General features: G+C 70.6%; 14 protein-coding genes and 2 pseudogenes. 10 read left to right on the top strand and 6 right to left on the bottom strand.

Translation table 11 applies throughout. The features are described from left to right. Nucleotides 1-22 precede the first annotated feature (22 nt). Both ACIF9R_RS30130 and ACIF9R_RS30125 read left to right on the top strand, forming a co-directional pair. The gene (locus tag ACIF9R_RS30130) at nucleotides 23-1,783 is read left to right on the top strand and encodes an NAD+ synthase (RefSeq protein ID WP_399985553.1); all 1,761 of its coding nucleotides are present in this window, start codon (nucleotides 23-25) and stop codon (nucleotides 1,781-1,783) included. A 437-nt stretch (nucleotides 1,784-2,220) separates the two neighbouring features. After that, a complete protein-coding gene (locus tag ACIF9R_RS30125; RefSeq protein ID WP_399985552.1) occupies nucleotides 2,221-2,442 on the top strand; it encodes a CopG family transcriptional regulator in 222 nt (73 codons plus the stop codon). 17 nt (nucleotides 2,443-2,459) lie between these two features. Here the strand turns inward: ACIF9R_RS30125 and ACIF9R_RS30120 are convergent, their stop codons facing one another. Genes ACIF9R_RS30120 through ACIF9R_RS30110 form a run of 3 tightly spaced genes read right to left on the bottom strand, consistent with a single transcriptional unit; the run spans nucleotide 2,460 to nucleotide 3,624 of the window. Further along, entirely contained in the window at nucleotides 2,460-2,894 is a 435-nt protein-coding gene (locus ACIF9R_RS30120; protein WP_399985551.1) for a type II toxin-antitoxin system VapC family toxin, read from the bottom strand. Beyond that, nucleotides 2,895-3,146 (bottom strand): CopG family transcriptional regulator, encoded by a 252-nt coding sequence (locus tag ACIF9R_RS30115; protein ID WP_399985550.1) that lies wholly within the window; start codon nucleotides 3,144-3,146, stop codon nucleotides 2,895-2,897. It lies immediately after the preceding gene. A gap of 37 nt (nucleotides 3,147-3,183) precedes the next feature. Beyond that, nucleotides 3,184-3,624, bottom strand: a complete 441-nt coding sequence (locus ACIF9R_RS30110) for a VOC family protein (RefSeq protein WP_399985549.1) — start codon at nucleotides 3,622-3,624, stop codon at nucleotides 3,184-3,186. A 962-nt stretch (nucleotides 3,625-4,586) separates the two neighbouring features. Between ACIF9R_RS30110 and ACIF9R_RS30105 the strand changes: the two genes are divergently transcribed. Continuing rightward, entirely contained in the window at nucleotides 4,587-7,589 is a 3,003-nt protein-coding gene (locus tag ACIF9R_RS30105) for a bifunctional [glutamine synthetase] adenylyltransferase/[glutamine synthetase]-adenylyl-L-tyrosine phosphorylase (RefSeq protein WP_399985548.1), read from the top strand. Nucleotides 7,590-7,647: 58 nt separating this feature from the next. Here ACIF9R_RS30105 and ACIF9R_RS30100 read toward each other — a convergent pair whose 3' ends face one another. Together ACIF9R_RS30100 and ACIF9R_RS30095 are read right to left on the bottom strand one after the other, a co-directional pair. Continuing rightward, on the bottom strand, nucleotides 7,648-8,556 hold the full coding sequence (locus tag ACIF9R_RS30100) for a phosphatase PAP2 family protein (RefSeq protein WP_399985547.1): 909 nt from the start codon (nucleotides 8,554-8,556) through the stop codon (nucleotides 7,648-7,650). A 132-nt stretch (nucleotides 8,557-8,688) separates the two neighbouring features. After that, the gene (locus tag ACIF9R_RS30095; RefSeq protein ID WP_399985546.1) at nucleotides 8,689-9,723 is read right to left on the bottom strand and encodes a LacI family DNA-binding transcriptional regulator; all 1,035 of its coding nucleotides are present in this window, start codon (nucleotides 9,721-9,723) and stop codon (nucleotides 8,689-8,691) included. A 416-nt stretch (nucleotides 9,724-10,139) separates the two neighbouring features. Between ACIF9R_RS30095 and ACIF9R_RS30090 the strand changes: the two genes are divergently transcribed. From ACIF9R_RS30090 to ACIF9R_RS30060, 7 genes and pseudogenes are all read left to right on the top strand, one after another. Next, on the top strand, nucleotides 10,140-11,411 hold the full coding sequence (locus ACIF9R_RS30090) for an extracellular solute-binding protein (protein ID WP_399985545.1): 1,272 nt from the start codon (nucleotides 10,140-10,142) through the stop codon (nucleotides 11,409-11,411). 97 nt (nucleotides 11,412-11,508) lie between these two features. Then, complete coding sequence (locus ACIF9R_RS30085; protein ID WP_399985544.1) at nucleotides 11,509-12,513, top strand: carbohydrate ABC transporter permease; 1,005 nt, start codon at nucleotides 11,509-11,511, stop codon at nucleotides 12,511-12,513. A gap of 13 nt (nucleotides 12,514-12,526) precedes the next feature. Continuing rightward, nucleotides 12,527-13,438 carry a sugar ABC transporter permease gene (locus ACIF9R_RS30080; RefSeq protein ID WP_399985543.1) on the top strand — a complete coding sequence of 304 codons (912 nt, stop codon included), beginning with the start codon at nucleotides 12,527-12,529 and terminating at the stop codon, nucleotides 13,436-13,438. 151 nt (nucleotides 13,439-13,589) lie between these two features. Next, nucleotides 13,590-15,335: a glycoside hydrolase family 13 protein gene (locus tag ACIF9R_RS30075; RefSeq protein ID WP_399985542.1), complete on the top strand. Its 1,746-nt coding sequence runs from the start codon at nucleotides 13,590-13,592 to the stop codon at nucleotides 15,333-15,335. A gap of 159 nt (nucleotides 15,336-15,494) precedes the next feature. Continuing rightward, entirely contained in the window at nucleotides 15,495-16,868 is a 1,374-nt protein-coding gene (locus ACIF9R_RS30070; protein WP_399985541.1) for an alpha-amylase family protein, read from the top strand. A 205-nt stretch (nucleotides 16,869-17,073) separates the two neighbouring features. Beyond that, nucleotides 17,074-22,485 carry a pullulanase-type alpha-1,6-glucosidase gene (gene pulA / locus ACIF9R_RS30065; protein WP_399985540.1) on the top strand — a complete coding sequence of 1,804 codons (5,412 nt, stop codon included), beginning with the start codon at nucleotides 17,074-17,076 and terminating at the stop codon, nucleotides 22,483-22,485. A gap of 55 nt (nucleotides 22,486-22,540) precedes the next feature. Beyond that, nucleotides 22,541-22,899, top strand: a pseudogene (locus ACIF9R_RS30060) (5-carboxymethyl-2-hydroxymuconate Delta-isomerase). A gap of 24 nt (nucleotides 22,900-22,923) precedes the next feature. Here ACIF9R_RS30060 and ACIF9R_RS30055 read toward each other — a convergent pair. After that, nucleotides 22,924-23,126, bottom strand: a pseudogene (locus ACIF9R_RS30055) (hypothetical protein); the annotation flags it as partial.

Genomic DNA, 23,126 nt, shown 5'->3' with positions numbered 1-23,126 from the left:
TTTGACGATTACACTGGGCCGCGTGCCTCAACTACGTCTCGCCCTGAATCAGATCGACTCGAGCGTCGGCGACATCGCCGGCAACGCCGAAACGATTGTCCGCTGGACCCGGCACTCCGCCGAGCAGGGGGCGCACCTCGTGGCGTTCCCCGAAATGGTGCTGACCGGGTATCCCGTCGAGGACCTCGCCCTGCGGTCGTCCTTCGTGGAGGCCTCGCGCGCGGCGCTGCGCTCGCTCGCCGCGCGGCTGGCCGAAGAGGGCTTCGGGAAACTGCCGGTGGTCGTCGGCTACCTCGACCGCAGCTCCGCCGCCCAGCCGAAGTACGGGCAGCCGGCGGGCGCGCCGCAGAACGCCGGCGCCGTGCTGTACGGGGGCGAGGTGGCGCTGACCTTCGCCAAGCACCACCTGCCGAACTACGGCGTCTTCGACGAGTTCCGGTACTTCGTGCCCGGTGACACCATGCCCGTGGTGCGGGTACGGGGTGTCGACGTCGCCCTCGCCATCTGCGAGGACCTCTGGCAGGACGGGGGGCGGGTGCCGGCGGCGCGCTCGGCGCGGGCCGGGCTGCTGCTGTCGGTCAACGCCTCGCCGTACGAGCGCGACAAGGACGACACCCGGCTGGAGCTCGTGCGCAAGCGGGCGCAGGAGGCCGGGTGCACGACCGCGTACCTCGCGATGATGGGCGGACAGGACGAACTCGTCTTCGACGGGGACTCCATCGTGGTCGACCGTGACGGCGAGGTGGTGGCGCGGGCGCCGCAGTTCTCCGAGGCGTGTGTCGTGGTCGATCTCGAACTGCCGGCCGCCGCGGCCGACGCGCCGGTGGGGGTGGTGGACGACGGGCTGCGGATCGACCGGGTCGTGCTGTCGGAGGAGCCCGTGCCCGCGTACGACGCCGCGTCGCCCGGCGGGTACGCCGAGCGGCTCGACGACGACGAGGAGGTGTACTCCGCGCTGGTCGTGGGGCTGCGGGCGTACGTCGCGAAGAACGGGTTCCGGTCCGTGCTGATCGGGCTGTCCGGGGGGATCGACTCGGCGCTCGTCGCCGCGATCGCCTGTGACGCGGTGGGTGCGGAGAACGTATACGGCGTGTCCATGCCGTCGAAGTACTCGTCGGAGCACTCCAAGGACGACGCGGCGGAGCTGGCGCGGCGGACGGGGCTGAACTTCCGGACGGTCGCCATCGAGCCGATGTTCGACGCGTACATGGGCGCGCTGGGGCTGACCGGGCTCGCGGAGGAGAACCTGCAGTCACGGCTGCGGGGGACGCTGCTGATGGCGATCTCCAACCAGGAGGGGCACATCGTGCTGGCTCCGGGGAACAAGTCGGAGCTGGCGGTGGGGTACTCGACGCTGTACGGCGACTCGGTCGGGGCGTACGGGCCGATCAAGGACGTGTACAAGACATCGGTGTTCCGGCTGGCCGAGTGGCGCAACCGCGCGGCGGCGGAGCGGGGGCAGACGCCGCCGATCCCGGAGAACTCGATCGCGAAGCCGCCGAGCGCGGAGCTGCGGCCAGGACAGGTGGACACCGACTCGCTGCCGGACTACCCGGTGCTGGACGCGATCCTGGCGCTGTACGTGGACCGGGACCGCGGGGCCGACGAGATCGTCGCCGCCGGGTTCGACGCGGAACTGGTGGCGAAGACGCTGCGGATGGTGGACCGGGCGGAGTACAAGCGCCGGCAGTATCCGCCGGGCACGAAGATCTCCCCGAAGGGCTTCGGCAAGGACCGCCGCCTGCCGATCACCAACGGCTGGCGCGAGGGAACACCGGCCTGACGCGCGGGGCGGTCCCCTCCGGAACGGCGGACATCCGACGGACGTGCACGTCCAACCGTGAACGGCCACCCGCCCCTGCCGCACCGTCCCACCCGTCGATCTTCGTCCGCTGCTCCCCGGCGAGCCGGCGCGCGGGCGCGCGGGCGCGCGGGCTCGCGGGCTCGCCGGCTCGCCGGGGAGATGACGGCACGCCGAGCGGCACAAGGGAGCTCCACCTGGGCCGTCCGCACGGCCGGTGCGGGGCTCCCTCAACCCGGGTTTCTCTCATGGGGAGCTGATGTAACGCGGCGCCGGAGCTGGTCACGCGGGCCACCACCGAGTCCGCGCGGCAGGCGACGCGCACCGGCCCAGGGCGACAGACACCCGCGGCCAGGCCGGTCGGTCGACCGGTCATGCTCATGGCTCCGGCCTTGATGGGGCGAGCCGTACGATGAGGCGTGACGGTAAGGCACATCGACATCGACGTCGACGACAGCGATCTGCAGCTGATCAAGGAGGCTGCCGCCCGCCGGGGGGTGTCGGAGGCGGAGATGATCCGCGAAGGCATTCACCAGATCGCCATGGCGTACGGCGTTCGGGCCGGGCTGTTCGTGGCGGATGAGGAGAATGAGGAGACCTTCACCCCAGGGGTGTCCGACATCGGGGCCCGCGGTGATTGACAGACGGGCGGGAGATGCTAGAGATCGTCGGGGAGGAGCCGGAAGGCCGCGTGTGAGGTGAGCGGGCGGACGGTTCGGAAGTCCTTCCGGTCGAGCGTGAGTACGGCGTCCGTGGCGTACTCGCGAGCCATGACCGCGATCATCGAGTCGGCCAGGTCGAGGGCGAGTTCCCGGTACCTGCGCTGAATGAGTCTGGCGTCCGCGAGCAGCCCGACGTGCGTGTCACCCAGGACGTAGCGTCCGGTTCTGGCTTGTGCCACGAGCGTGTCCAGGACCTGCCCCGCGGCGTCCTTGCCGAACCGGCGGCTCAGCAGGTGGTCCAGCTCGGCGAGGACGAGCTGGGGAACCACCAGCAGGCCTGCCGTGTCCATCACGTGACGGGCTGCCTTGTGCTCGGTGCAGCTGCGGTCCACCGAGGCGATGATCCCCGACGTGTCGGCGATGACGATCACTTACGAGGCCTCGTTCCATCGGCCGAAGCCCGTCTCGCCGAGTATGTCGTCACCTCGCTCCGCGAAGCCGGGGTCGCCGCTGTCGAAGACGGGAAGTCCCACGGGCTCGTCCCAGACCCGATTGCGCGCGATGGCGAGGCGGACGCCCTCACGGATCAGCTCGGCTTCGCTGACTCCTTGCCGCGCAGCCGTGTCCTTGAGGTCGTGAAGATCGTCTTCCTCGAGGTAGACCGTGGTTCGCTTCAGGCTCATGAACGTATGGTACCTCTGCCATACGCGGGTGACGTGCCTAGTTCTCCGCCTGCTCCCTCAGCACCTTGTGCAGGGGCTCCTCCCCCCGCCTGCGGTACTCCTGCACCGCCCAGCCGTTGCCGTCCGGGTCGGTGAAGTACATGAACGTGGCGCCGTCGGCCTCGGCGTACCGGACCGGTTCGGAGACGTCCAGGCCCCGTTCGACCAGTTCCGCGCGGGCCGCGTTGATGTCGGCGACGCACAGCTGGAGTCCTTGGTAGGTGCCGGGGGCGGGGGTGGGGCCGGGGGTCGACTCCCACAGTGTGTCACCGAGGGCGATGGAGCAGCCGGAGCCGGGCGGGGTCAGCTGGACGATGCGCATGCCCGGCATGACCTCCTGGTCGATGTCGACGTGGAAGCCGACCTTGTCCCGGTAGAAGTCCCTGGCCCGGTCGATGTCGCTCACCGGGAGCGGGATCACTTCGAGGGTCATGTCCATGAAACGAAAGACTCCTTCTCGCGTACGGCGTCGGGCGAACCGTCACCCGGTCCGGGGCGGCGGCGGCTCCCCCTTACCGAACCCGATCACGGCCCGCGGCGCCACCGAAACCGCCCATCAGGGCACAGCCGCCTCGCCGCCCGTCCTGGACCTCGCGGTGTCGGGAGCCGCTGTACCCGGCTCGCGCGGGCGCGGTCCGTACGGCGTCGCCGCCCGCGACCGCGGCGTGGCCCCTTGTGCCAGGTGTCGGAGCCGGTGGCAGGCACGATCAGCCGGTGGTCGGCACGATCGGCGGGTGCCGCGCCGGGCTGTGGGTCTCGCGCTCGTCCGGCCGGCCGGTGCGGAGGTGCGGCCTGCCCGCCTGCCGGACGGCCGGGAACGGGGCGACGTGGGCGGGCCTGGGAGGTCCGGAAGAGTCCCGCCCCGGTGATCAGCCGCCGCACCGTGGAGCAGGGCGGTGCGCCCGGTTCCGGATCGCCGCGGTGCGGGCCGTGGCGGGGCTCGGGGGCGTCGCTCACGGGGGACTCCGTGCGGCCCCCGGCGGCCCGCGTACCTCCACCGGACTGAGTCCGGCTGTGGAGCCCGGTCCCGGAGCCCGGTTGTGGAGCCCGGTCCCGGAGCCTGGTCCCGGAGCCCGGTTGTGGAGCCTGGTTCCGGAGTCCGGCTGTGGAGCCTGGTTCCGGAGTCCGGCTGTGGAGCCTGGTCCCGGAGCCCGGTCTCGGAGTCCGGCTGTGGAGCCTGGTCCCGGAGCCCGGTCTCGGAGCCCGGCCCTGGAGCCCGGTCTCGGAGTCCGGTCTCGGAGTCCGGTCTCGGAGTCCGGCTGTGGAATCCGGTCCCGGAGCCCGGTCCCGGAACCCCGCTCCGGGACTCGTTGCCGGTCACGCCCGGGCCGCTCGTCCGTACTCCGGCTAGGCTCATGGCCGTACGACCGTGATCGATCCGAGGCATGAAGGAGGCCGGGGATGACGTCGGCGCCGGGGCGCAGGAGCAGTACTTTCACGCGGCTGCTGCGGCACGGTTTCACCGACCCCTCCGCCGCCGAGCGGCTGCTGGACAGTGCCGGCCCGGCGCCCCTGCGCGACGATCCCGTGCTGCTGGACGCGCTCGGCGCGACCGCCGACCCGGATCTCGCGCTGCTCGGGCTCGTGCGGCTGCTGGAGGCGCAGGACGGGGCCACCGCCCGCCAGGAACTGCTGGACACCCTGATAGCGGCCAAGCCGCTGCGGGACCGGCTGCTCGGGGTGCTGGGCGCGTCCGAGGCGCTCGCCGATCATCTGGCCCGGCACCCCAGCGACTGGCAGGCCCTCGTCACCTACGAGCCGCGTGATCTCCATCCCGGCGTCCTGGAGTTCGAGCGAGGTCTCGCCGAAGCCGGCGATCCGGTCCGGCTCCGGGTCGCCTACCGGCGCTGTCTGCTGTCCATCGCCGCCCGTGACGTCTGCGGCACCATCGAGGTCGCCCAGACCGCCGCCGAGCTCGCCGACCTCGCCACCGCCACCCTGCGCGCCGCCCTCGCCCTCGCCGAGGCCGACGCGCCCGAGGATGCCGCGCTGTGCCGGCTCGCGGTGATCGCGATGGGCAAGTGCGGGGGACACGAGCTCAACTACGTCTCCGACGTCGACGTGATCTTCGTGGGCGAGGCGGCGGGCGGGGCCGACGAGGACAAGGCACTGCGCGCCGCGACCCGGCTCGCCTCGCACATGATGCGGATCTGCTCCGAGACCACCGTCGAGGGCTCCATCTGGCCCGTCGACGCCAATCTGCGCCCGGAGGGCCGCAACGGGCCGCTGGTGCGCACCCTCGCCTCCCACCTCGCGTACTACCAGCGCTGGGCGAAGACCTGGGAGTTCCAGGCGCTGCTCAAGGCCCGCCCGGTCGCCGGTGACCGCGCCCTCGGCGAGGAGTACCGCGCCGCGGTCCGGCCGCTGGTGTGGCAGGCCGCCGAGCGGGACAACTTCGTCGCCGACGTGCAGAAGATGCGCCGCCGGGTGGTGGAGAACATCCCCGCCGCCGAGATCGACCGCCAGCTCAAGCTCGGCCCGGGAGGCCTGCGGGACGTCGAGTTCGCCGTGCAGCTGCTCCAGCTGGTGCACGGCCGCGCCGACGCCACCCTGCGCAGCGGAACCACCCTCGACGCGCTGAAGGCCCTCGCCGCCGGCGGCTACGTCGGCCGTGCGGACGCCGCCCAGCTCGACGACGCCTACCGCTTCCTGCGCTCCATGGAGCACCGCATCCAGCTCCACCGGCTGCGCCGCACGCACCTGGTCCCCGAGGACGAGGCCGATCTGCGCCGGCTGGCCCGCTCGCTGGGTCTGCGCACCGAGCCGGTCACCACCCTGAACCGCGAATGGAAGCGGCACGCCTCCGTCGTACGGCGGCTGCACGAGAAGCTGTTCTACCGGCCGCTGCTCGACGCCGTCGCCGCGCTCGCCCCCGGTGAGGCCCGGCTCAGCGCGGAGGCCGCGCGCGAGCGCATGGTGGCCCTCGGGTACGCCGACCCGGCCGCCGCGCTGCGCCACCTGGAGGCGCTGGCGTCCGGCGTCACCCGCAAGGCCGCCATCCAGCGCACCCTGCTGCCCGTGCTGCTCGGCTGGTTCGCGGACTCCGCAGACCCGGACGCCGGTCTGCTCACCTTCCGCAAGGTCTCCGACGCGCTCGGCAAGACCCCCTGGTACCTGCGGCTGCTGCGCGACGAGGGAGCCGCCGCCGAGAACCTCGCCCGGGTGCTCTCCGCCGGACGGCTCGCCCCGGACCTGCTGATGCGCGCCCCCGAGGCGGTGGCGCTGCTCGGCGACGGGGACGGCGGGGGACTCACCCCCCGCTCCCGCGCCGCCCTTGAGCAGGAGATGCTCGCCGCCGTCCGCCGCGCCGACAACGCCGTCCAGGCCGTCACCGCCGCCCGCGGGGTGCGCCGCCGCGAACTGTTCCGTACCTCCGCCGCCGACATCGTCGGCTCCTACGGCACCGAGTCGCAGCCCGCCGAGGCCGACCAGGGCGCCCTGGTGGACCTGGTGGGCGGCGCGGTGTCCGACCTGACGGCCGCCACCCTCGCCGGTACGCTCCGGGCCGTGGTCCGGGAGGGCTGGGGGGACACGCTCCCCACCCGGTTCGCGATCATCGGCATGGGCCGCTTCGGCGGACACGAGCTGGGCTACGGCTCCGACGCGGACGTCCTGTTCGTGCACGAGCCGCGCGACGGCGTGGACGAGCGGGAGGCGTCCGAGGCCGCGAACAAGGTCGTCGCCGAGATGCGCCGGCTGCTCCAGGTCCCCAGCGCCGACCCGCCGCTGCTGATCGACGCCGACCTGCGCCCGGAGGGCAAGCAGGGTCCGCTGGTGCGCACCCTGAAGTCGTACGAGGCGTACTACCGCCGCTGGTCGCTGGTCTGGGAGCGGCACGCGCTGCTGCGCGCCGAGCACGTCGCCGGGGACGAGGAACTGGGCCGCCGCTTCATCGAGCTGGTCGACCCGCTGCGCTATCCGGCAGGCGGCCTGGACGAGGAAGCCGTCCGGGAGATCCGGCGGCTGAAGGCCCGCATGGAGTCCGAACGGCTGCCGCGCGGCGCCGACCCCAAGCTGCACACCAAGCTGGGGCCCGGCGGGCTGTCGGACGTGGAGTGGACCGTGCAGCTGCTCCAGCTGCGGCACGGCGCGGAGGAGCCCGGCCTGCGCACGACGCGGACGCGCGAGGCGCTGGCCGCCGCCCGCACGGCCGGGATGATCTCCGAGGAGGACGCCCACGTCCTCGACGAGGCCTGGGTGCTGGCCACCCGCGTGCGCAACGCGGTGATGCTGGTCCGGGGCCGCGCGGGGGACACCTTCCCGACCGCGCCCCGGGAACTGGGCGCCGTCGGCCGCTACCTGGGCTACGGCCCGGGCCACGCGGGCGACATGCTCGACGCCTACCGGCGGACGGCGCGGCGGGCGCGGGGTGTGGTGGAGGAACTGTTCTACGGAGGGTCGTAGAGCCCTTCCCGGGTGAACCCTTCCCGGGCAAGCCCTCCCCGGACGGGAGGTCCCGTACTCATCCCTGCTTGGGCACCGGAATCCGCTCCGGCTTCCGCTCCGGCTCCCGCTCCGGTGTCCGCTCCTGCTTCCGCTTCTCCCGTTCGGGGGCGCGTCTGGGCAGGGCGTACGGCTGACATCCGTACCAGAGCAGCGCGATCCCGTAGCCGACGGACAGGCAGATCACACCGCCCACCGCGTCCAGCCAGAAGTGGTTGGCGGTGGCGACGATGACCACCAGGGTGGCCGCCGGGTACACCAGACCCAGGACCCGCACCCAGGGAACGGAGGCCAGGGCGAAGATGGTCAGACCGGCCCAGACCGACCAGCCGATGTGCATCGAGGGCATCGCGGCGTACTGGTTGGACATGTTCTTCAGGTCCCCGGAGGCCATCGAACCCCAGGTCTGGTGCACCAGCACGGTGTCGACGAAATCCTGGCCGTTCATCAGCCGGGGCGGGGCCAGCGGATACAGGTAGTAGCCGACCAGGGCGAAGCCCGTCGTGGTGAACAGGACCAACCGGGTCGCCGCGTACCGGCCGGGATGACTACGGTAGAGCCACACCAGAACACCCAGCGTGACCACGAAGTGCAACGTGGCGTAGTAGTAGTTCATACCGACGATGAGCCATGTCACCGAGTTCACGGCGTGGTTGACGGACTCCTCGAAGGCCAGGCCCAGTTGCTGCTCCGCCCGCCAGATCCAGTCGGCGTTGCGCAGCGCCTCGGCCCGCTGTTCGGGTACGGCGTTGCGGATGAGCGAGTACGTCCAGTAACTGATCGCGATCAGCAGGATCTCGAACCACAGCCGGGGGCGGCGGGGCGTGCGCGCACGGGGCAGGAAGCGCCGCCCTGTCGTCTCGTCCGCGACGGGGGGTGCTGCGGCCTCCTGCCGGCCTTCCAGCGTGGTCACGGTCGGTTCACCCATGGGCACAGAGTCTGCCAGAAAAGATGTCCCCCTAGGATCATCCCTCGGTCGGGCCGGACCCGCACGTTCTCCCTCCGGGGGCGGGCGGTCGCCCTCCTCCCGGAGAGGTGCGTGAATGGCCGTTCCTCCACCCTAGGAACGACCCCGGTCCCCCGGCGCCGACGCGGTCGAACCGCGCACCACCAGCTCCGGCATGAACACGAACTCGCTGTGGGGTGCGGGCGTTCCGCCGATCTCCTCGAGCAGGGTGCGCACCGCGGCCTGGCCCATCGCCGGGACCGGTTTACGGACCGTCGTCAGCGGTGGGTCGGTGAAGGCGATCAGCGGGGAGTCGTCGAAGCCGACCACCGAGATGTCCTTCGGCACGTCCAGACCGCGCTGCCGGGCCGCCCGTATCGCGCCCAGCGCCATCATGTCGCTCGCGCACACCACCGCCGTGCAGCCGCGGTCCATCAGCGCGCTGGCGGCCGCCTGGCCGCCCTCCAGGGTGTACAGCGAGTGCTGGACCAGCTCCGTCTCGACCGTCTCGGCGCTCAGGCCCAGTTGTTCCTGCACGGCGCGGACGAAGCCCTCTATCTTGCGCTGCACCGGGACGAACCGCTTCGGCCCGAGCGCGAGCCCGATCCGGGTGTGACCGAGGGAGGCGAGGTGGGTGACGGCCAGCGACATCGCGGCCCGGTCGTCGGGGGAGATGAACGGCGCCTGCACCTTCGGCGAGAAACCGTCCACGAGCACGAACGGAACGCCCCGCGCCCGCAGCCGCTCGTAGCGCTGCATGTCGGCGGTGGTGTCCGCGTGCAGTCCGGAGACGTAGATGATGCCGGCCACGCCGCGGTCCACGAGCATCTCGGTGAGCTCGTCCTCGGTCGACCCGCCGGGGGTCTGGGTGGCGAGCACCGGGGTGTATCCCTGACGGGTCAGCGCCTGCCCGATGACCTGGGCCAGTGCCGGGAAGATCGGGTTCTCCAGCTCGGGGGTGATCAGTCCGACCAGGCCCTCGCTGCGCTGCCGCAGCCGCACCGGGCGCTCGTAGCCCAGGACGTCGAGGGCGGCGAGCACGGACTGGCGGGTGGTGGCGGCGACGCCCGGCTTGCCGTTGAGGACCCGGCTGACGGTCGCCTCGCTCACCCCCGCCTGAGCAGCGATATCAGCAAGCCGAGTGGTCACAGGAGTGGACTGTAGCTGCCGGTTCGCACCTTGCACACCGACAGGACGCCTGGTGCGCGCCGTCGGACGGCCCGCTGTGGGCTGCTGGGTCATCGCGATCCCTCGTGTCGTGGTCGGCGTCCGGTCCGCAAGGGATGATTCCCCCGGCGGTGACGGATGGCAAGTGCTTGCAGAGTCTTGCACAACAGTGCGAACCCCTGCCGTACGGGCGGAAACCCGGGTCGCGCCACGGTCGAGAACAGGTCACGGCGGCATAACTCTCGACCTGGCTTGCAAAACTTTTCTGCAAGGTCTTTCGAAAAGGTTCCGGCGCTGTTACGTTCACGTCGCCCGGCCGCCGCAACGGCGCAGTCGGCACTTCGCAGGACGGCAGACGGGGCCGGCCTGCACGGGCTTTCACCCTCAAGGAGAACCTCATGCGGCGTGGCATAGCGGCCACCGCGCTGGTGGCGTCCCTCGCCCTCGCGGCGACGGCCTGCGGCGGAGACAGCGACAGCGGCGACAAGGCCGAAGGACCGGTCACCATCACCTGGTGGGACACCTCCAACGCGACCAACGAGGCGCCTACCTACCAGGCCCTGGTCAAGGAGTTCGAGGCCGCGAACAAGGACATCAAGGTCAAGTTCGTCAACGTCCCGTTCGACCAGGCGCAGAACAAGTTCGACACCGCCGCCGGTTCCAAGGGCGCGCCCGACGTGCTGCGCTCCGAGGTCGGCTGGACCCCCGCCTTCGCCAAGAAGGGCTTCTTCCTGCCGCTGGACGGCACCGAGGCCCTCGCCGAGCAGGACAAGTTCAAGTCCAACCTGCTGGAGCAGGCCAAGTACGAGGGCAAGACCTACGGCGTCCCCTTCACCACGGACACCCTCGCCTTCGTCTACAACAAGGCGCTGTTCGCCAAGGCCGGCGTCGAGGCCCCCAAGACCTGGGACGACCTGAAGAAGGCCGCGGCCACCATCAAGGCCAAGACCGGCGTCGACGGCTACTGGGGCTCCACGGCCGGCTACTACGCCCAGTCGTTCCTCTACGGCGAGGGCACCGACATGGTGGACGCCGAGGCCAAGAAGATCACCGTGAAGTCGCCCGAGGCCAAGAAGGCGTACGGCACCTGGCTGAGCCTCTTCGAGGGCAAGGGCCTGCACAAGGCCGACGTGACCGCGGACGCCTACGCCCACATCCAGGACGCGTTCGTCAACGGCAAGGTCGCCTCGATCATCCAGGGCCCGTGGGAGATCACCAACTTCTACAAGGGCACCGCGTTCAAGGACAAGAACAACCTCGGCATCGCCACCGTCCCGGCCGGATCGGCCGGCAAGGCGGGCGCCCCGACCGGCGGCCACAACCTCTCGGTCTACGCCGGCTCCAGCAAGGAGAAGCAGGAGGCCGCGCTGAAGTTCGTGAACTTCATGACCTCGGCCAAGGCGCAGGAGACCATCGCGCTGAAGAACTCCACGCTGCCCACGCGTGACGACGCCTACACCGACCAGGTCAAGGCCGACCCGGGCATCGCCGGCTACCAGACGGTCCTCGCGGCCGCCCAGCCGCGCCCGGCGCTGCCCGAGTACAGCTCGCTGTGGGGTCCGATGGACGACGAGCTGCCGCAGATCGCCGGCGGCAAGGAGTCCCTGGACAAGGGCCTCGGTGACGCGGAGATCGCGATCGCCAAGCTGGTGCCGGACTTCAGCAAGTAACGCCCGTGTGGCCGCCGGACCCGCTTCCAGGAGGGGAGGGTCCGGCGGCCGCCGGCCTGTGTGCCGTCCTCCTTGACCATCCAGAAGGTGCCGAACCATGACAGTCGCCATCGACCGTGCGACCGGCAAGCGCCGCGGTGACCGCGCGCCCCGCCCCGGGCCGGTCAGCCGCCTGAAGCGCGGATACCAGAAGTACTGGTACGCCTACGCCATGATCGCGCCGGTGGCGCTGGTGCTCGGCGTCATCGTGCTGTACCCCCTGGCGTACGGCTTCTACCTCACGCTCACCGACGCCGACAGCCTCAACTCGGCGCGCACCATCGGCGTCAACGAGATCGAGGCCACCTGGAAGTTCATCGGCATCGACAACTACGCCGACATCCTGTGGGGCGAGACGGCCTACGACCGCTTCTGGTCCAAGTTCATCTGGACCATCGTGTGGACGGCGGCCTGTGTCGCCCTGCACTACAGCATCGGCCTGGGCCTGGCGCTGCTGCTCAACCAGAAGCTGCGCGGCCGTACCTTCTACCGGCTGGTCCTGATCCTGCCGTGGGCCGTGCCGACCTTCGTCACCGTCTTCGGCTGGCGGTTCATGCTCGCCGACGCCGGCATCATCAACTCCGGCCTGGACTTCCTCGGCCTGCCCACCCCGGCGTGGCTGGAGGACACCTTCTGGCAGCGGTTCGCCGCCATCATGGTCAACACCTGGTGCGGCGTGCCGTTCATGATGATCTCCCTGCTCGGCGGGCTGCAGTCCATCGACGCCACCCTGTACGAGGCGGCCGAGATGGACGGCGCGACCGCCTGGCAGCGCTTCCGCCATGTCACCCTGCCCGGCCTGCGCTCGGTCAGCTCCACCGTGGTCCTGCTCGGTGTCATCTGGACCTTCAACCAGTTCGCCGTGATCTTCCTGCTGTTCGGCAACACCGCCCCGGAGGCACAGATCCTCGTGACCTGGGCCTATCAGCTCGGCTTCGGACAGCAGCCGCGCGAGTTCGCCGAGTCGGCCGCCTACGGCATGCTGCTGCTGGCCATCCTGGTCGTCTTCACCTCCTTCTACCGCCGCTGGCTGAACCGCAATGACCAGCAGCTCGCGATCTGAGGCAGGAGTCCCCATGAGCACCTCCACCGTCACCACCACTGCTCCGGCGGACCGGCCCGCCGACGACAAGGCCCCGGCCCGGCCGTCCCGCCGGCGCGGCGAGGTCGGCCCGCTCGCGAAGCTCACCTCGCACGGCGTCCTGACCGTGGCCGGTCTGATCGCGCTGTTCCCGGTCGCCTGGCTGCTCTTCCTGTCCCTCGGCCCCGACAAGGACGACTATCTGCGTCCCGGCGGCATCTGGGGCAAGATGACACTGGACAACTACACATACGTCCTGCAGAACACGAACTTCTTCGACTGGCTGAAGAGCTCGCTGATCGTCTCGCTCGGTACCACGTTCATCGGCGTCCTCGTCGCGGCCACCACCGGCTACGCGGTCTCCCGCATGCGCTTCCCCGGGTACAAGAAGTTCATGTGGGTGCTGCTGCTCACCCAGATGTTCCCGGTGGCCGTCCTGATGGTCCCGATGTACCAGATCCTCTCGGACCTGCAGCTCATCGACACCTACCTCGGACTCATCCTCGTCTACTGCTCGACGGCGGTGCCGTACTGCGCCTGGCTGATGAAGGGCTACTTCGACACCATCCCGTTCGAGATCGACGAGGCGGGACGCGTCGACGGGCTGACCCCGATCGGAACGTTCGTGCGGTTGATCCTGCCGCTCGCCCGGCCCGGTCTCGCGGTCGCCGCGTTCTACAGTTTCATCACCGCGTTCGGCGAGGTCGCCTTCGCCACGACGTTCATGCTCGACGACGAGAAGTACACCCTCGCCGTCGGTCTGCAGAGCTTCGTCAGCGAGCACGACGCGCAGCGCAACCTGATGGCCGCCACCGCGGTCCTGATCGCGATACCGGTCTCCGCGTTCTTCTACCTCGTGCAGAAGAACCTGGTCACCGGCCTGACCGCCGGCGGCACGAAGGGCTGACCCCCTTCCCGGCACGACTCCCGCGCGCCTGATACGCGCGGGTAGGCGGCCGCGGTGCCCATCCGACCCCGCTGTCACCGCGGCCGCCTCGTCTCCCGCCCCTGCCGCCGACCCCACTCGCTCCCCCGACCGCACTCGTATCAAGGACGACATGAGCCAGCAGCACTCCGCCGCCCCGGCCCCGACCCCCACGACCGACGTGGCCGTCGCCACCGTCTCCCGGCGCCGTGACTGGTGGCGGGACGCGGTGATCTACCAGGTGTATCCGCGCAGCTTCGCCGACAGCAACGGTGACGGCATGGGCGACCTGGAAGGCATCCGTTCCCGCCTGCCGTACCTGCGCGACCTCGGGGTGGACGCCGTGTGGCTGAGCCCCTTCTACGCCTCCCCGCAGGCCGACGCCGGCTACGACGTCGCCGACTACCGTGCCGTCGACCCGATGTTCGGCACCCTGCTCGACGCGGACGCGCTGATCCGTGACGCCCACCAACTGGGCCTCAGGATCATCGTCGACCTGGTGCCCAACCACTCCTCCGACCAGCACGAGTGGTTCAAGCGCGCTCTCGCCGAGGGCCCCGGATCGCCCTCGCGCGACCGCTACTACTTCCGCCCCGGCAAGGGCGCCCACGGGGAACTGCCGCCCAACGACTGGGAGTCGATCTTCGGCGGCCCGGCCTGGACCCGCGTCACCGAGCCCGACGGCACCCCGGGCGAGTGGTACCTGCACCTCTTCGCGCCCGAGCAGCCCGACTTCAACTGGGAGCACCCGGCGGTCGGCGACGAGTTCCGCTCCATCCTGCGCTTCTGGCTGGACATGGGCGTGGACGGCTTCCGCATCGACGTCGCCCACGGCATGGTGAAGGCGGAGGGCCTGCCCGACCTCGGAGGCCACGAGCAGCTGAAACTGCTGGGCAACGATGTCATGCCGTTCTTCGACCAGGACGGCGTGCACGACATCTACCGCCAGTGGCGGCTCATCCTCGACGAGTACTCGGATGCACTGGGGCCCGCAGGGCCTTCCGCAGAAGGGCGGGGGCGGGAGACGGGCGGGCGGATCTTCGTCGCGGAGGCGTGGACCCCGACCGTCGAGCGCACGGCGAACTACGTCCGCCCCGACGAGCTGCACCAGGCGTTCAACTTCCAGTACCTGGGCACCCACTGGGACGCCGGGGAGCTGCGTACGGTCATCGACCGCACCCTGGACGCCATGCGCCCGGTCGGCGCCCCCGCCACCTGGGTGCTGTCCAACCACGACGTCACCCGGCACGCCACCCGCTTCGCCAACCCGGCGGGCCTGGGCACCCAGATCCGGCTGGCCGGCGACCGCGAACTGGGTCTGCGGCGGGCGCGCGCGGCGACGCTGCTGATGCTGGCGCTGCCCGGCTCGGCGTACGTCTACCAGGGCGAGGAGCTGGGCCTGCCGGACGTCGTGGACCTGCCGGACGAGGTGCGCCAGGACCCGGCGTACTTCCGGGGCGCGGGCCAGGACGGCTTCCGCGACGGCTGCCGGGTGCCGATCCCGTGGACCCGCGAGGGTTCCTCCTTCGGCTTCGGCGACGGTGGCAGCTGGCTGCCGCAGCCGGCGGGCTGGGGCGAGCTGAGCATCGAGGCGCAGACCGGCGACCCGGGCTCCACCCTGGAGCTGTACCGCAGCGCGCTCGCGGTGCGCCGGGACCGGGCCGACCTCGGCGCGGGTGACGCGGTGGAGTGGCTGCGGGCCCCGGAGGGCGTCCTGGCCTTCCGTCGCGGTGACGTCGTCTGCGTCGCGAACACCACGGGCGTGCCGGTGACCGTGCCGGCGTACGGCCGTGTGCTGATCGCCAGCGGAGAGGTCGCCGAAAGCGGTGGCGAGGCGACGGTCCCGGCGGACACCACCGTGTGGTGGACCGCGGGCTGACGAACGTCCCGCGACTTTTTCCTTGAAGTTGGTACGGCCCGCTGCCCTTTCGGGTGGCGGGCCTCTACCATCTGCGTTGCCGGAATGTTTCTGAAGGTTTCAGCAAGAAGCTTCAGTCGGCGCCATCCCCCACGCCCTTCGATGAAGAAGGAACCCCACATGGCACGCAGAACCCTCGCCGTGGTCACCGCACTCGCGGCAGCCATGGTTGTCATGACCCCGACCGGGGCGCAGGCGACCCCGCCGGGCAGCAAGGACGTCACGGCCGTCCTGTTCGAGTGGAACTTCGCCTCCGTGGCCCGCGAGTGCACCCACACCCTCGGCCCCGCGGGCTACGGATACGTCCAGGTCTCCCCGCCCGCCGAACACATACAGGGCGCGCAGTGGTGGACGTCGTACCAGCCCGTCAGCTACAAGATAGCCGGACGGCTCGGCGACCGGACCGCCTTCAGGAACATGATCGACGCGTGCCACGCGGCCGGCGTGAAGGTCGTCGCCGACACGGTCATCAACCACATGTCCGCCGGCAACGGCACCGGTACCGGCGGCTCGTCGTACACGAAGTACACCTACCCGGGCCTGTACTCCTCGTACGACTTCGACAACTGCACCTCGCAGATCACCGACTACGGTGACCGCTGGAACGTCCAGAACTGCGAACTGGTCGGCCTCGCCGACCTCGACACCGGCGAGGACTACGTCCGCGGAGCCATCGCCACGTACATGAACGACCTGCTCTCCCTCGGGGTGGACGGCTTCCGCATCGACGCGGCCAAGCACATGCCGGCCGCCGACCTCGCCAACATCAAGTCCCGCCTGACCGATCCGAACGCGTACTGGAAGCAGGAGGTCATCCACGGCGCCGGAGAGGCCGTGCAGCCCACCGAGTACACGGGCAACGGAGACGTCCAGGAGTTCCGTTACGCCTACGACCTCAAGCGGGTCTTCAGCAACGAGAACCTCGCCTACCTGAAGAACTACGGGGAGGGCTGGGGCTACCTGAACAGTGGTGTCTCCGGCGTCTTCGTCGACAACCACGACACCGAGCGCAACGGCTCCACGCTCAGCTACAAGGACAACGCCACTTACACCCTGGCGAACGTCTTCATGCTGGCCTGGCCCTACGGCGCCCCGGACATCAACTCCGGCTACGAGTTCTCCGACCACGACGCTGGACCGCCGAACGGCGGCCAGGTGAACGCCTGCTGGCAGAACGGCTGGAAGTGCCAGCACGCCTGGCCGGAGATCAAGTCCATGGTGGCCTTCCGCAACGCCACCCGGGGGCAGTCGGTCACCAACTGGTGGGACAACGGAGGCGACGCCATCGCCTTCGGCCGGGGCAGCAAGGGCTTCGTGGCCATCAACCACGAGTCCGGCTCCCTGACCCGCACCTACCAGACCTCCCTCCCGGCGGGCACGTACTGCAACGTGCAGAGCAACACCGCGGTGACGGTGAACGGTTCGGGACAGCTGACCGCCACGCTGGCCGGCAACACCGCCCTCGCGGTGTACGCCGGCAAGTCCGGCTGCTGAACCCGCGCCGGTCGCACCGCCGTTCACGGGCGGCGGCGCGACCGGCGTCATCGATGCAACTCCTTACCGTTACTTGCAGAACCCTTGCTGTAAAGCTTTCAACGGCGATAGCGTCACGCCCGGCGCCCGGTGACGTGGCCGAAACAGGCCGCCGCCGTGGCGTGGGGTCGGACCCAATGAGCCGTAAGCGCAAGGAGTTCACGCCTTGATACCCAGATGGCCCGCGTCCCCGGGGCGCCGCACCGCACGGGGCCGGCGCGTCGCCGCCGTCACCGTGGCCGCGCTCGCCGCCGCGCTGGTGCAGCCGGTCGCCGCCCGTGCCGCCACTCCGCCCGCGCCGCCCTCGGACGCGAAGCTCGCCCAGGCGCCCGCACGGCACGACCTGACCCGCGAGCAGTTCTACTTCGTCCTGCCGGACCGTTTCGCCAACGGTGACCCGAAGAACGACCGTGGCGGACTGACCGGTTCGCGCCTCACCCACGGATACGACCCCACCGACAAGGGCTTCTACCAGGGCGGCGACCTCAAGGGCCTGACGAAGAACCTCGACTACATCAAAGGGCTGGGCACCACCGCCATCTGGATGGCGCCCCTCTTCAAGAACCAGCCCGTGCAGGGCACCGGCAAGGACGCCTCCGCCGGCTACCACGGCTACTGGATCACCGACTTCACCCAGGTCGACCCGCACTTCGGCACCAACGAGGACCTCGAGACCCTCATCGACAAGGCCCACGCCAAGGGCATGAAGGTCTTCTTCGACGTCATCACCAACCACACCGCCGATGTCGTCGACTACGAGGAGAAGTCCTACGGCTACCTCTCCAAGGGCGCCTTCCCGTACCTGACGAAGGACGGCAAGCCCTTCGACGACGCCGACTACGCCGACGGCACCCGCGCCTTCCCACGCGTGGACACCGGTTCCTTCCCGCGCACCCCCGTGGTGCCCGGCGCGAAGAAGCGGATCAAGGTCCCGTCCTGGCTCAACGACCCGGAGATGTACCACAACCGGGGCGACTCCACCTTCGCCGGAGAGTCCAGCGAGTACGGCGACTTCTCCGGCCTCGACGACCTGTGGACCGAGCGTCCCGAGGTCGTCGGCGGCATGGAGAAGATCTACCAGCGGTGGGTGAAGGACTTCGACATCGACGGCTTCCGGATCGACACCGTGAAGCACGTCAACATGGAGTTCTGGACCCAGTGGGCCACCGCCCTGGACGCCTACGCGGCCAAGAAGGGCCGGGACGACTTCTTCATGTTCGGCGAGGTCTACTCCGCCGACACGGACGTCACCGCCCCGTACGTCACCGAGGGCCGCCTCGACGCCACCCTCGACTTCCCGTTCCAGGAGGCGGCCCGCCAGTACGCCTCCCAGGGCGGCAGCGCGAAGAAGCTCGCCGCCGTCTTCGGCGCCGACCACAAGTACACGACCGACAAGGCCAACGCCTACGAGCAGGTCACCTTCCTCGGCAACCACGACATGGGCCGTATCGGGACGTTCCTGAAGCAGGACAACCCGCAGGCGTCCGACGCGGAGCTGCTGAGGAAGGACATGCTCGCCAACGAGCTGATGTTCCTCAGCCGCGGCAACCCGGTCGTCTACTACGGCGACGAGCAGGGCTTCACCGGCGCCGGCGGCGACAAGGACGCCCGCCAGACCCTCTTCGCGTCCCGCACGGCCGACTACCTCGACGACGACCTGATCGGCTCCGACCGCACCCACGCCGAGGACATCTACGACACCCGCTCGCCGCTCTACCGGCAGATCAGCGCGCTGGCGAAGCTGCGCAAGGCCCACCCGGCGCTGACCGACGGCATCCAGCAGGAGCGGTACGCCGCCGACGGCGCGGGCGTCTACGCCTTCTCCCGCACCGGCACGGGCAAGGACACCACCGAGTACGTCGTCGCCTTCAACAACGCCGGTGAGGCGCGGCAGGCCACCTTCGCGACCGGCTCCGCGTGGATGACCTTCAAGGGCATCCACGGCACCGACGCCACCGTCACCAGCGACGCCGACAAGAAGATCACCGTCACCGTCCCGGCCGGCCGCGCGATCGTCCTCAAGGCCTCCGGCCCGCTCGGCAAGCCCGCCGCGAAGCCCACGATCACCCTGACGGCCCCCGGGGCCGGCGCCACCGGCACCGTCGAGCTCACCGCCGACGTCGAGGGCGGACAGCTCAACCGGGTCGTCTTCGCCGCCCGGACCGGCAACGGGACGTGGCGGACCCTCGGCTCCGCCGACCACGCCCCCCACAAGGTCACCCACACCATCGGCGAGGACGTCCCCGCCGGCACCGCCCTGCGCTACAAGGCGGTCGTGATCGACTCGGCCGGCCGCACCGCGAGCGCCCTGGCCGCCTCCACCACCGGCACACCGCCCGTGGCGGAGCCGCCCACCGCCGCATCCCGCGACTACGCGATCGTCCACTACCAGCGCCCCGACGGCGACTACGACGACTGGGGCCTGTACGCGTGGGGCGACCTCGCGGACGGCGAGGCCACCGAATGGCCGGACAGCCACCCCTTCACCGGCCGCGACGCCTACGGCGCCTTCGCCTACGTCAAGCTCAGGCCCGGCGCGTCCGACCTCGGCTTCCTCGTCATCGACAAGGAGGGCAACAAGGACGTCGCCACCGACCGCACCATCGACCTCACCCGGACCGGCGAGATCTGGATCGAGCAGGGCGAGGAGACCGTCACCACCGAACGGCCCGAGTACCCCGCCCAGGACACCACCAAGGCGGTCCTGCACTACCACCGCGCCGACGGGAACTACGACGGCTGGGGCCTGCACACCTGGACCGGTGCCGCCCACCCCACCGACTGGTCGAAGCCCCTGGAGCCGGTGAAGACTGATGCCTATGGCGCTGTCTTCGAGGTGCCGCTCACCGAGGGTGCCACCAGCCTCAGCTACATCATCCACAAGGGCGACGAGAAGGACCTGCCGTCCGACCAGTCGCTCGACCTCAGGGCCAACGGGCACGAGGTGTGGCTGTTGAACGGCCAGGAGAAGTACCTCCTGCCGCAGCCCGTGGGCTCCGCGGCCGCCCTCGACCCGACCACCTCCAAGGCGGTCTGGATCGACCGGGACACCCTGGTCTGGGACGGCTCCGAGGCCGCCGCCTCCACCCAGCTCCTCGCCTCCCGCACCGGCTCGGTCACGGTGCGGGACGGCACCCTGGAGAGCGGCGACGCACGCTGGCTGCGCCTGACAAGTGCGACGCTCACCGAGACCCAGAAGGCGAAGTTCCCGCACCTCGCCAAGGGCACCGCCTGGTCCGTCGACCCGCGCGACCGGGACCGGGTCCGCGAGGCCCTGCGCGGCCAGGTCGTCGCCACCCAGCGCGCCGCGAACGGCGCCGTGCTCGCCGCCACCGGCGTGCAGATCGCGGGCGTCCTCGACGACCTCTACGCCTCCGGTGCCACCAAGGCCGCCCTCGGCCCGGTCTTCCGCCACGGCCGGCCCACCCTCTCCGTGTGGGCGCCGACCGCGCGGAACGTGTCGCTGGAGATCGGCGGCCGCACCGTCCGGATGAGCCGTGACGGCTCCACCGGCGTCTGGTCCGTCACCGGCCCCCGTTCCTGGCAGGGCGAGGAGTACCGGTACAAGGTCACGGTGTGGGCGCCCAGCACCCAGGAGATCACCACCAACACCGTCACCGACCCCTACTCGGTCGCGCTGACCACCGACTCCGAGCGCAGCCTCGTCGTCGACCTCGGCGACCGGCGCCTCGCCCCCAGGGGCTGGACGTCCCTCGCCAAGCCGAAGGCCGTCCCGCTGAAGGACGCCCAGATCCAGGAACTGCACATCCGCGACTTCTCCGTCGAGGACCGCACGGCGAAGAACCCGGGCACCTACCTGGCCTTCACCGACAAGGACAGCGACGGCAGCAGGCACCTGCGTGAGCTGGCGGAGTCCGGCACCTCGTACGTGCACCTGCTGCCCGCGTTCGACATCGCCACCATCCCCGAGAAGAAGTCCGACCGGTCGACCGTCGACTGCGACCTCGCCTCCTACCCGGCCGACTCCGACCAGCAGCAGGCATGCGTGGCGAAGGCCGCCGCCAAGGACGCCTACAACTGGGGCTACGACCCGTACCACTACACGGTGCCCGAGGGCTCCTACGCCACCGACCCGGACGGCACCGCCCGCACGGTCCAGTTCCGCGAGATGGTCAAGGCGCTCAACGAGGACGGCCTCAGGGTCGTGATGGACGTGGTCTACAACCACACCGCCGCCCACGGCCAGGCGAAGACCTCGGTCCTGGACCGGATCGTGCCCGGCTACTACCAGCGGCTCCTGGCCGACGGGTCCGTCGCCAACAGCACCTGCTGCTCCAACACGGCCCCCGAGAACGCCATGATGGGCAAACTCGTCGTCGACTCGGTCGTCACCTGGGCCAGGGAGTACAAGGTCGACGGCTTCCGCTTCGACCTCATGGGCCACCACCCGAAGGCCAACATGCTCGCCGTGCGCGAGGCCCTCGACGAACTGACCCTCGCGAAGGACGGCGTCGACGGCAAGAAGATCATCCTGTACGGCGAGGGCTGGAACTTCGGCGAGATCGCCGATGACGTCCGCTTCGAGCAGGCCACACAGAAGAACATGGCCGGCACCGGCATCGCCACCTTCTCCGACCGGGCCCGTGACGCCGTGCGCGGCGGCGGCCCCTTCGACGAGGACCCGGGCATCCAGGGCTTCGCCTCCGGTCTCTACACCGACCCCAACTCCTCGAAGAGCAACGGCACCGAGGCCGAGCAGAAGGCCCGGCTCCTGCACTACCAGGACCTGATCAAGGTCGGGCTCTCCGGCAACCTCGCCGGCTACACGTTCACCGACACCAGCGGCAAGGAGGTCAAGGGCTCCCAGGTCGACTACAACGGCGCCCCCGCCGGATACGCGGCCGCGCCCGGCGACGCCCTCGCCTACGCCGACGCGCACGACAACGAGTCGCTGTTCGACGCGCTCGCCTTCAAGCTGCCGAAGGACACCCCGGCCGCTGACCGGGCGCGCATGCAGGTCCTCGCCATGGCGACGGCCGCCCTCTCGCAGGGCCCCGCCCTCTCCCAGGCGGGCACCGACCTGCTGCGCTCCAAGTCCCTGGACCGCAACTCCTACGACAGCGGCGACTGGTTCAACGCCATCCACTGGAACTGCGCGGCGGGCAACGGCTTCGGCCGGGGTCTGCCGCCGGCCGCCGACAACAAGGACAAGTGGCCCTACGCCACGCCCCTGCTCGGCACGGTGCGGGTCGGCTGCCCCGAGATCCGGGGCACCACGGCCGCGTACCAGGACCTGCTGCGGATCCGTACGACGGAGCAGGTCTTCTCCCTCGACACCGCGGAGCAGGTGCAGTCCCGGCTCTCCTTCCCGCTGTCCGGGAAGGACGAGACGCCCGGTGTGATCACCATGAGACTCGGTGATCTGGTCGTGGTCTTCAACGCCACGCCCGAGCGGCAGGAACAGCGCGTCGACGCGCTCGCCGGAACCGGCCACCGGCTGCACCCGGTGCAGGAGTCGGGCGGGGACGCGGTCGTGAAGACCTCGTCGTATGCGCGGGCGTCCGGCACGTTCACCGTTCCGGCGCGCACCGTCGCGGTGTTCACCACGGCCGGCTGAGCCCGCGGGACGCCGCGGCTAGTGTGAGCCCTCCTGACCTTGAACAGGAGGGCTCATGCCGCAGATCACCGTCGACTACTCGGAGCGCCTGGCGGACGGCTTCGACCGGCCCGCGTTCGCGCGGGACCTGCACACCGCCGTGGTGGAGATCGCGGCCGCCAAGCCGCCGGCGTGCAAGACCCGGTTCCGGCGGACCGAGGACGTCCTGGTCGGCCCCGACACCGACGGGCACGCCCTCGTGCACGTCCACATCGCCCTGCTGGCCGGCCGCGTGACGAGACCAAGGCCCGGCTCACCGAGACCGTGCTGGAACTGCTGCGGCGGTACGTCGAACCGGCCGAGGGCCTGACGCTGCACGCCTCCGCCGAGGTCCGTGACCTGGACCCGTCGTACCGGAAGTTCGAAGGCGAGTAGCCCCGCACCGGGCGGCGGGCGGGATCAGGACAGGCCGGTACGGTCCAGCCACGCCGGTCGCACCGGGATCCCGTCCTCGTCCCGCTCGTCCGGGTCGTACGCCGGCCCGGACGGTGCGTCCGGCTCGGGCCCCGGCCCGGACGGTGCGTCCGGCTCGGGCCCCGGCCCGGACGGTGCGTCCGGCTCGGGCCCCGGCCCGGACGGTGCGTCCGGCTCGGGCCCCGGCC

The sequence above is a fragment of the Streptomyces sp. NPDC086080 genome, from assembly GCF_044540255.1.
Taxonomy (GTDB): Bacteria; Actinomycetota; Actinomycetes; order Streptomycetales; family Streptomycetaceae; genus Streptomyces.
This window is presented reverse-complemented; position numbering and strand designations above follow the sequence as displayed.

Coding starts and splice junctions, on each gene's coding strand:
- ACIF9R_RS30080 (WP_399985543.1), top strand. CDS start 12,527: ATGAGCACCTCCACCGTCACCACCACTGCTCCGGCGGACCGGCCCGCC.
- ACIF9R_RS30105 (WP_399985548.1), top strand. CDS start 4,587: ATGACGTCGGCGCCGGGGCGCAGGAGCAGTACTTTCACGCGGCTGCTG.
- ACIF9R_RS30085 (WP_399985544.1), top strand. CDS start 11,509: ATGACAGTCGCCATCGACCGTGCGACCGGCAAGCGCCGCGGTGACCGC.
- ACIF9R_RS30070 (WP_399985541.1), top strand. CDS start 15,495: ATGGCACGCAGAACCCTCGCCGTGGTCACCGCACTCGCGGCAGCCATG.
- ACIF9R_RS30115 (WP_399985550.1), bottom strand. CDS start 3,146: ATGAGCCTGAAGCGAACCACGGTCTACCTCGAGGAAGACGATCTTCAC.
- ACIF9R_RS30100 (WP_399985547.1), bottom strand. CDS start 8,556: ATGGGTGAACCGACCGTGACCACGCTGGAAGGCCGGCAGGAGGCCGCA.
- ACIF9R_RS30090 (WP_399985545.1), top strand. CDS start 10,140: ATGCGGCGTGGCATAGCGGCCACCGCGCTGGTGGCGTCCCTCGCCCTC.
- ACIF9R_RS30110 (WP_399985549.1), bottom strand. CDS start 3,624: ATGGACATGACCCTCGAAGTGATCCCGCTCCCGGTGAGCGACATCGAC.
- ACIF9R_RS30075 (WP_399985542.1), top strand. CDS start 13,590: ATGAGCCAGCAGCACTCCGCCGCCCCGGCCCCGACCCCCACGACCGAC.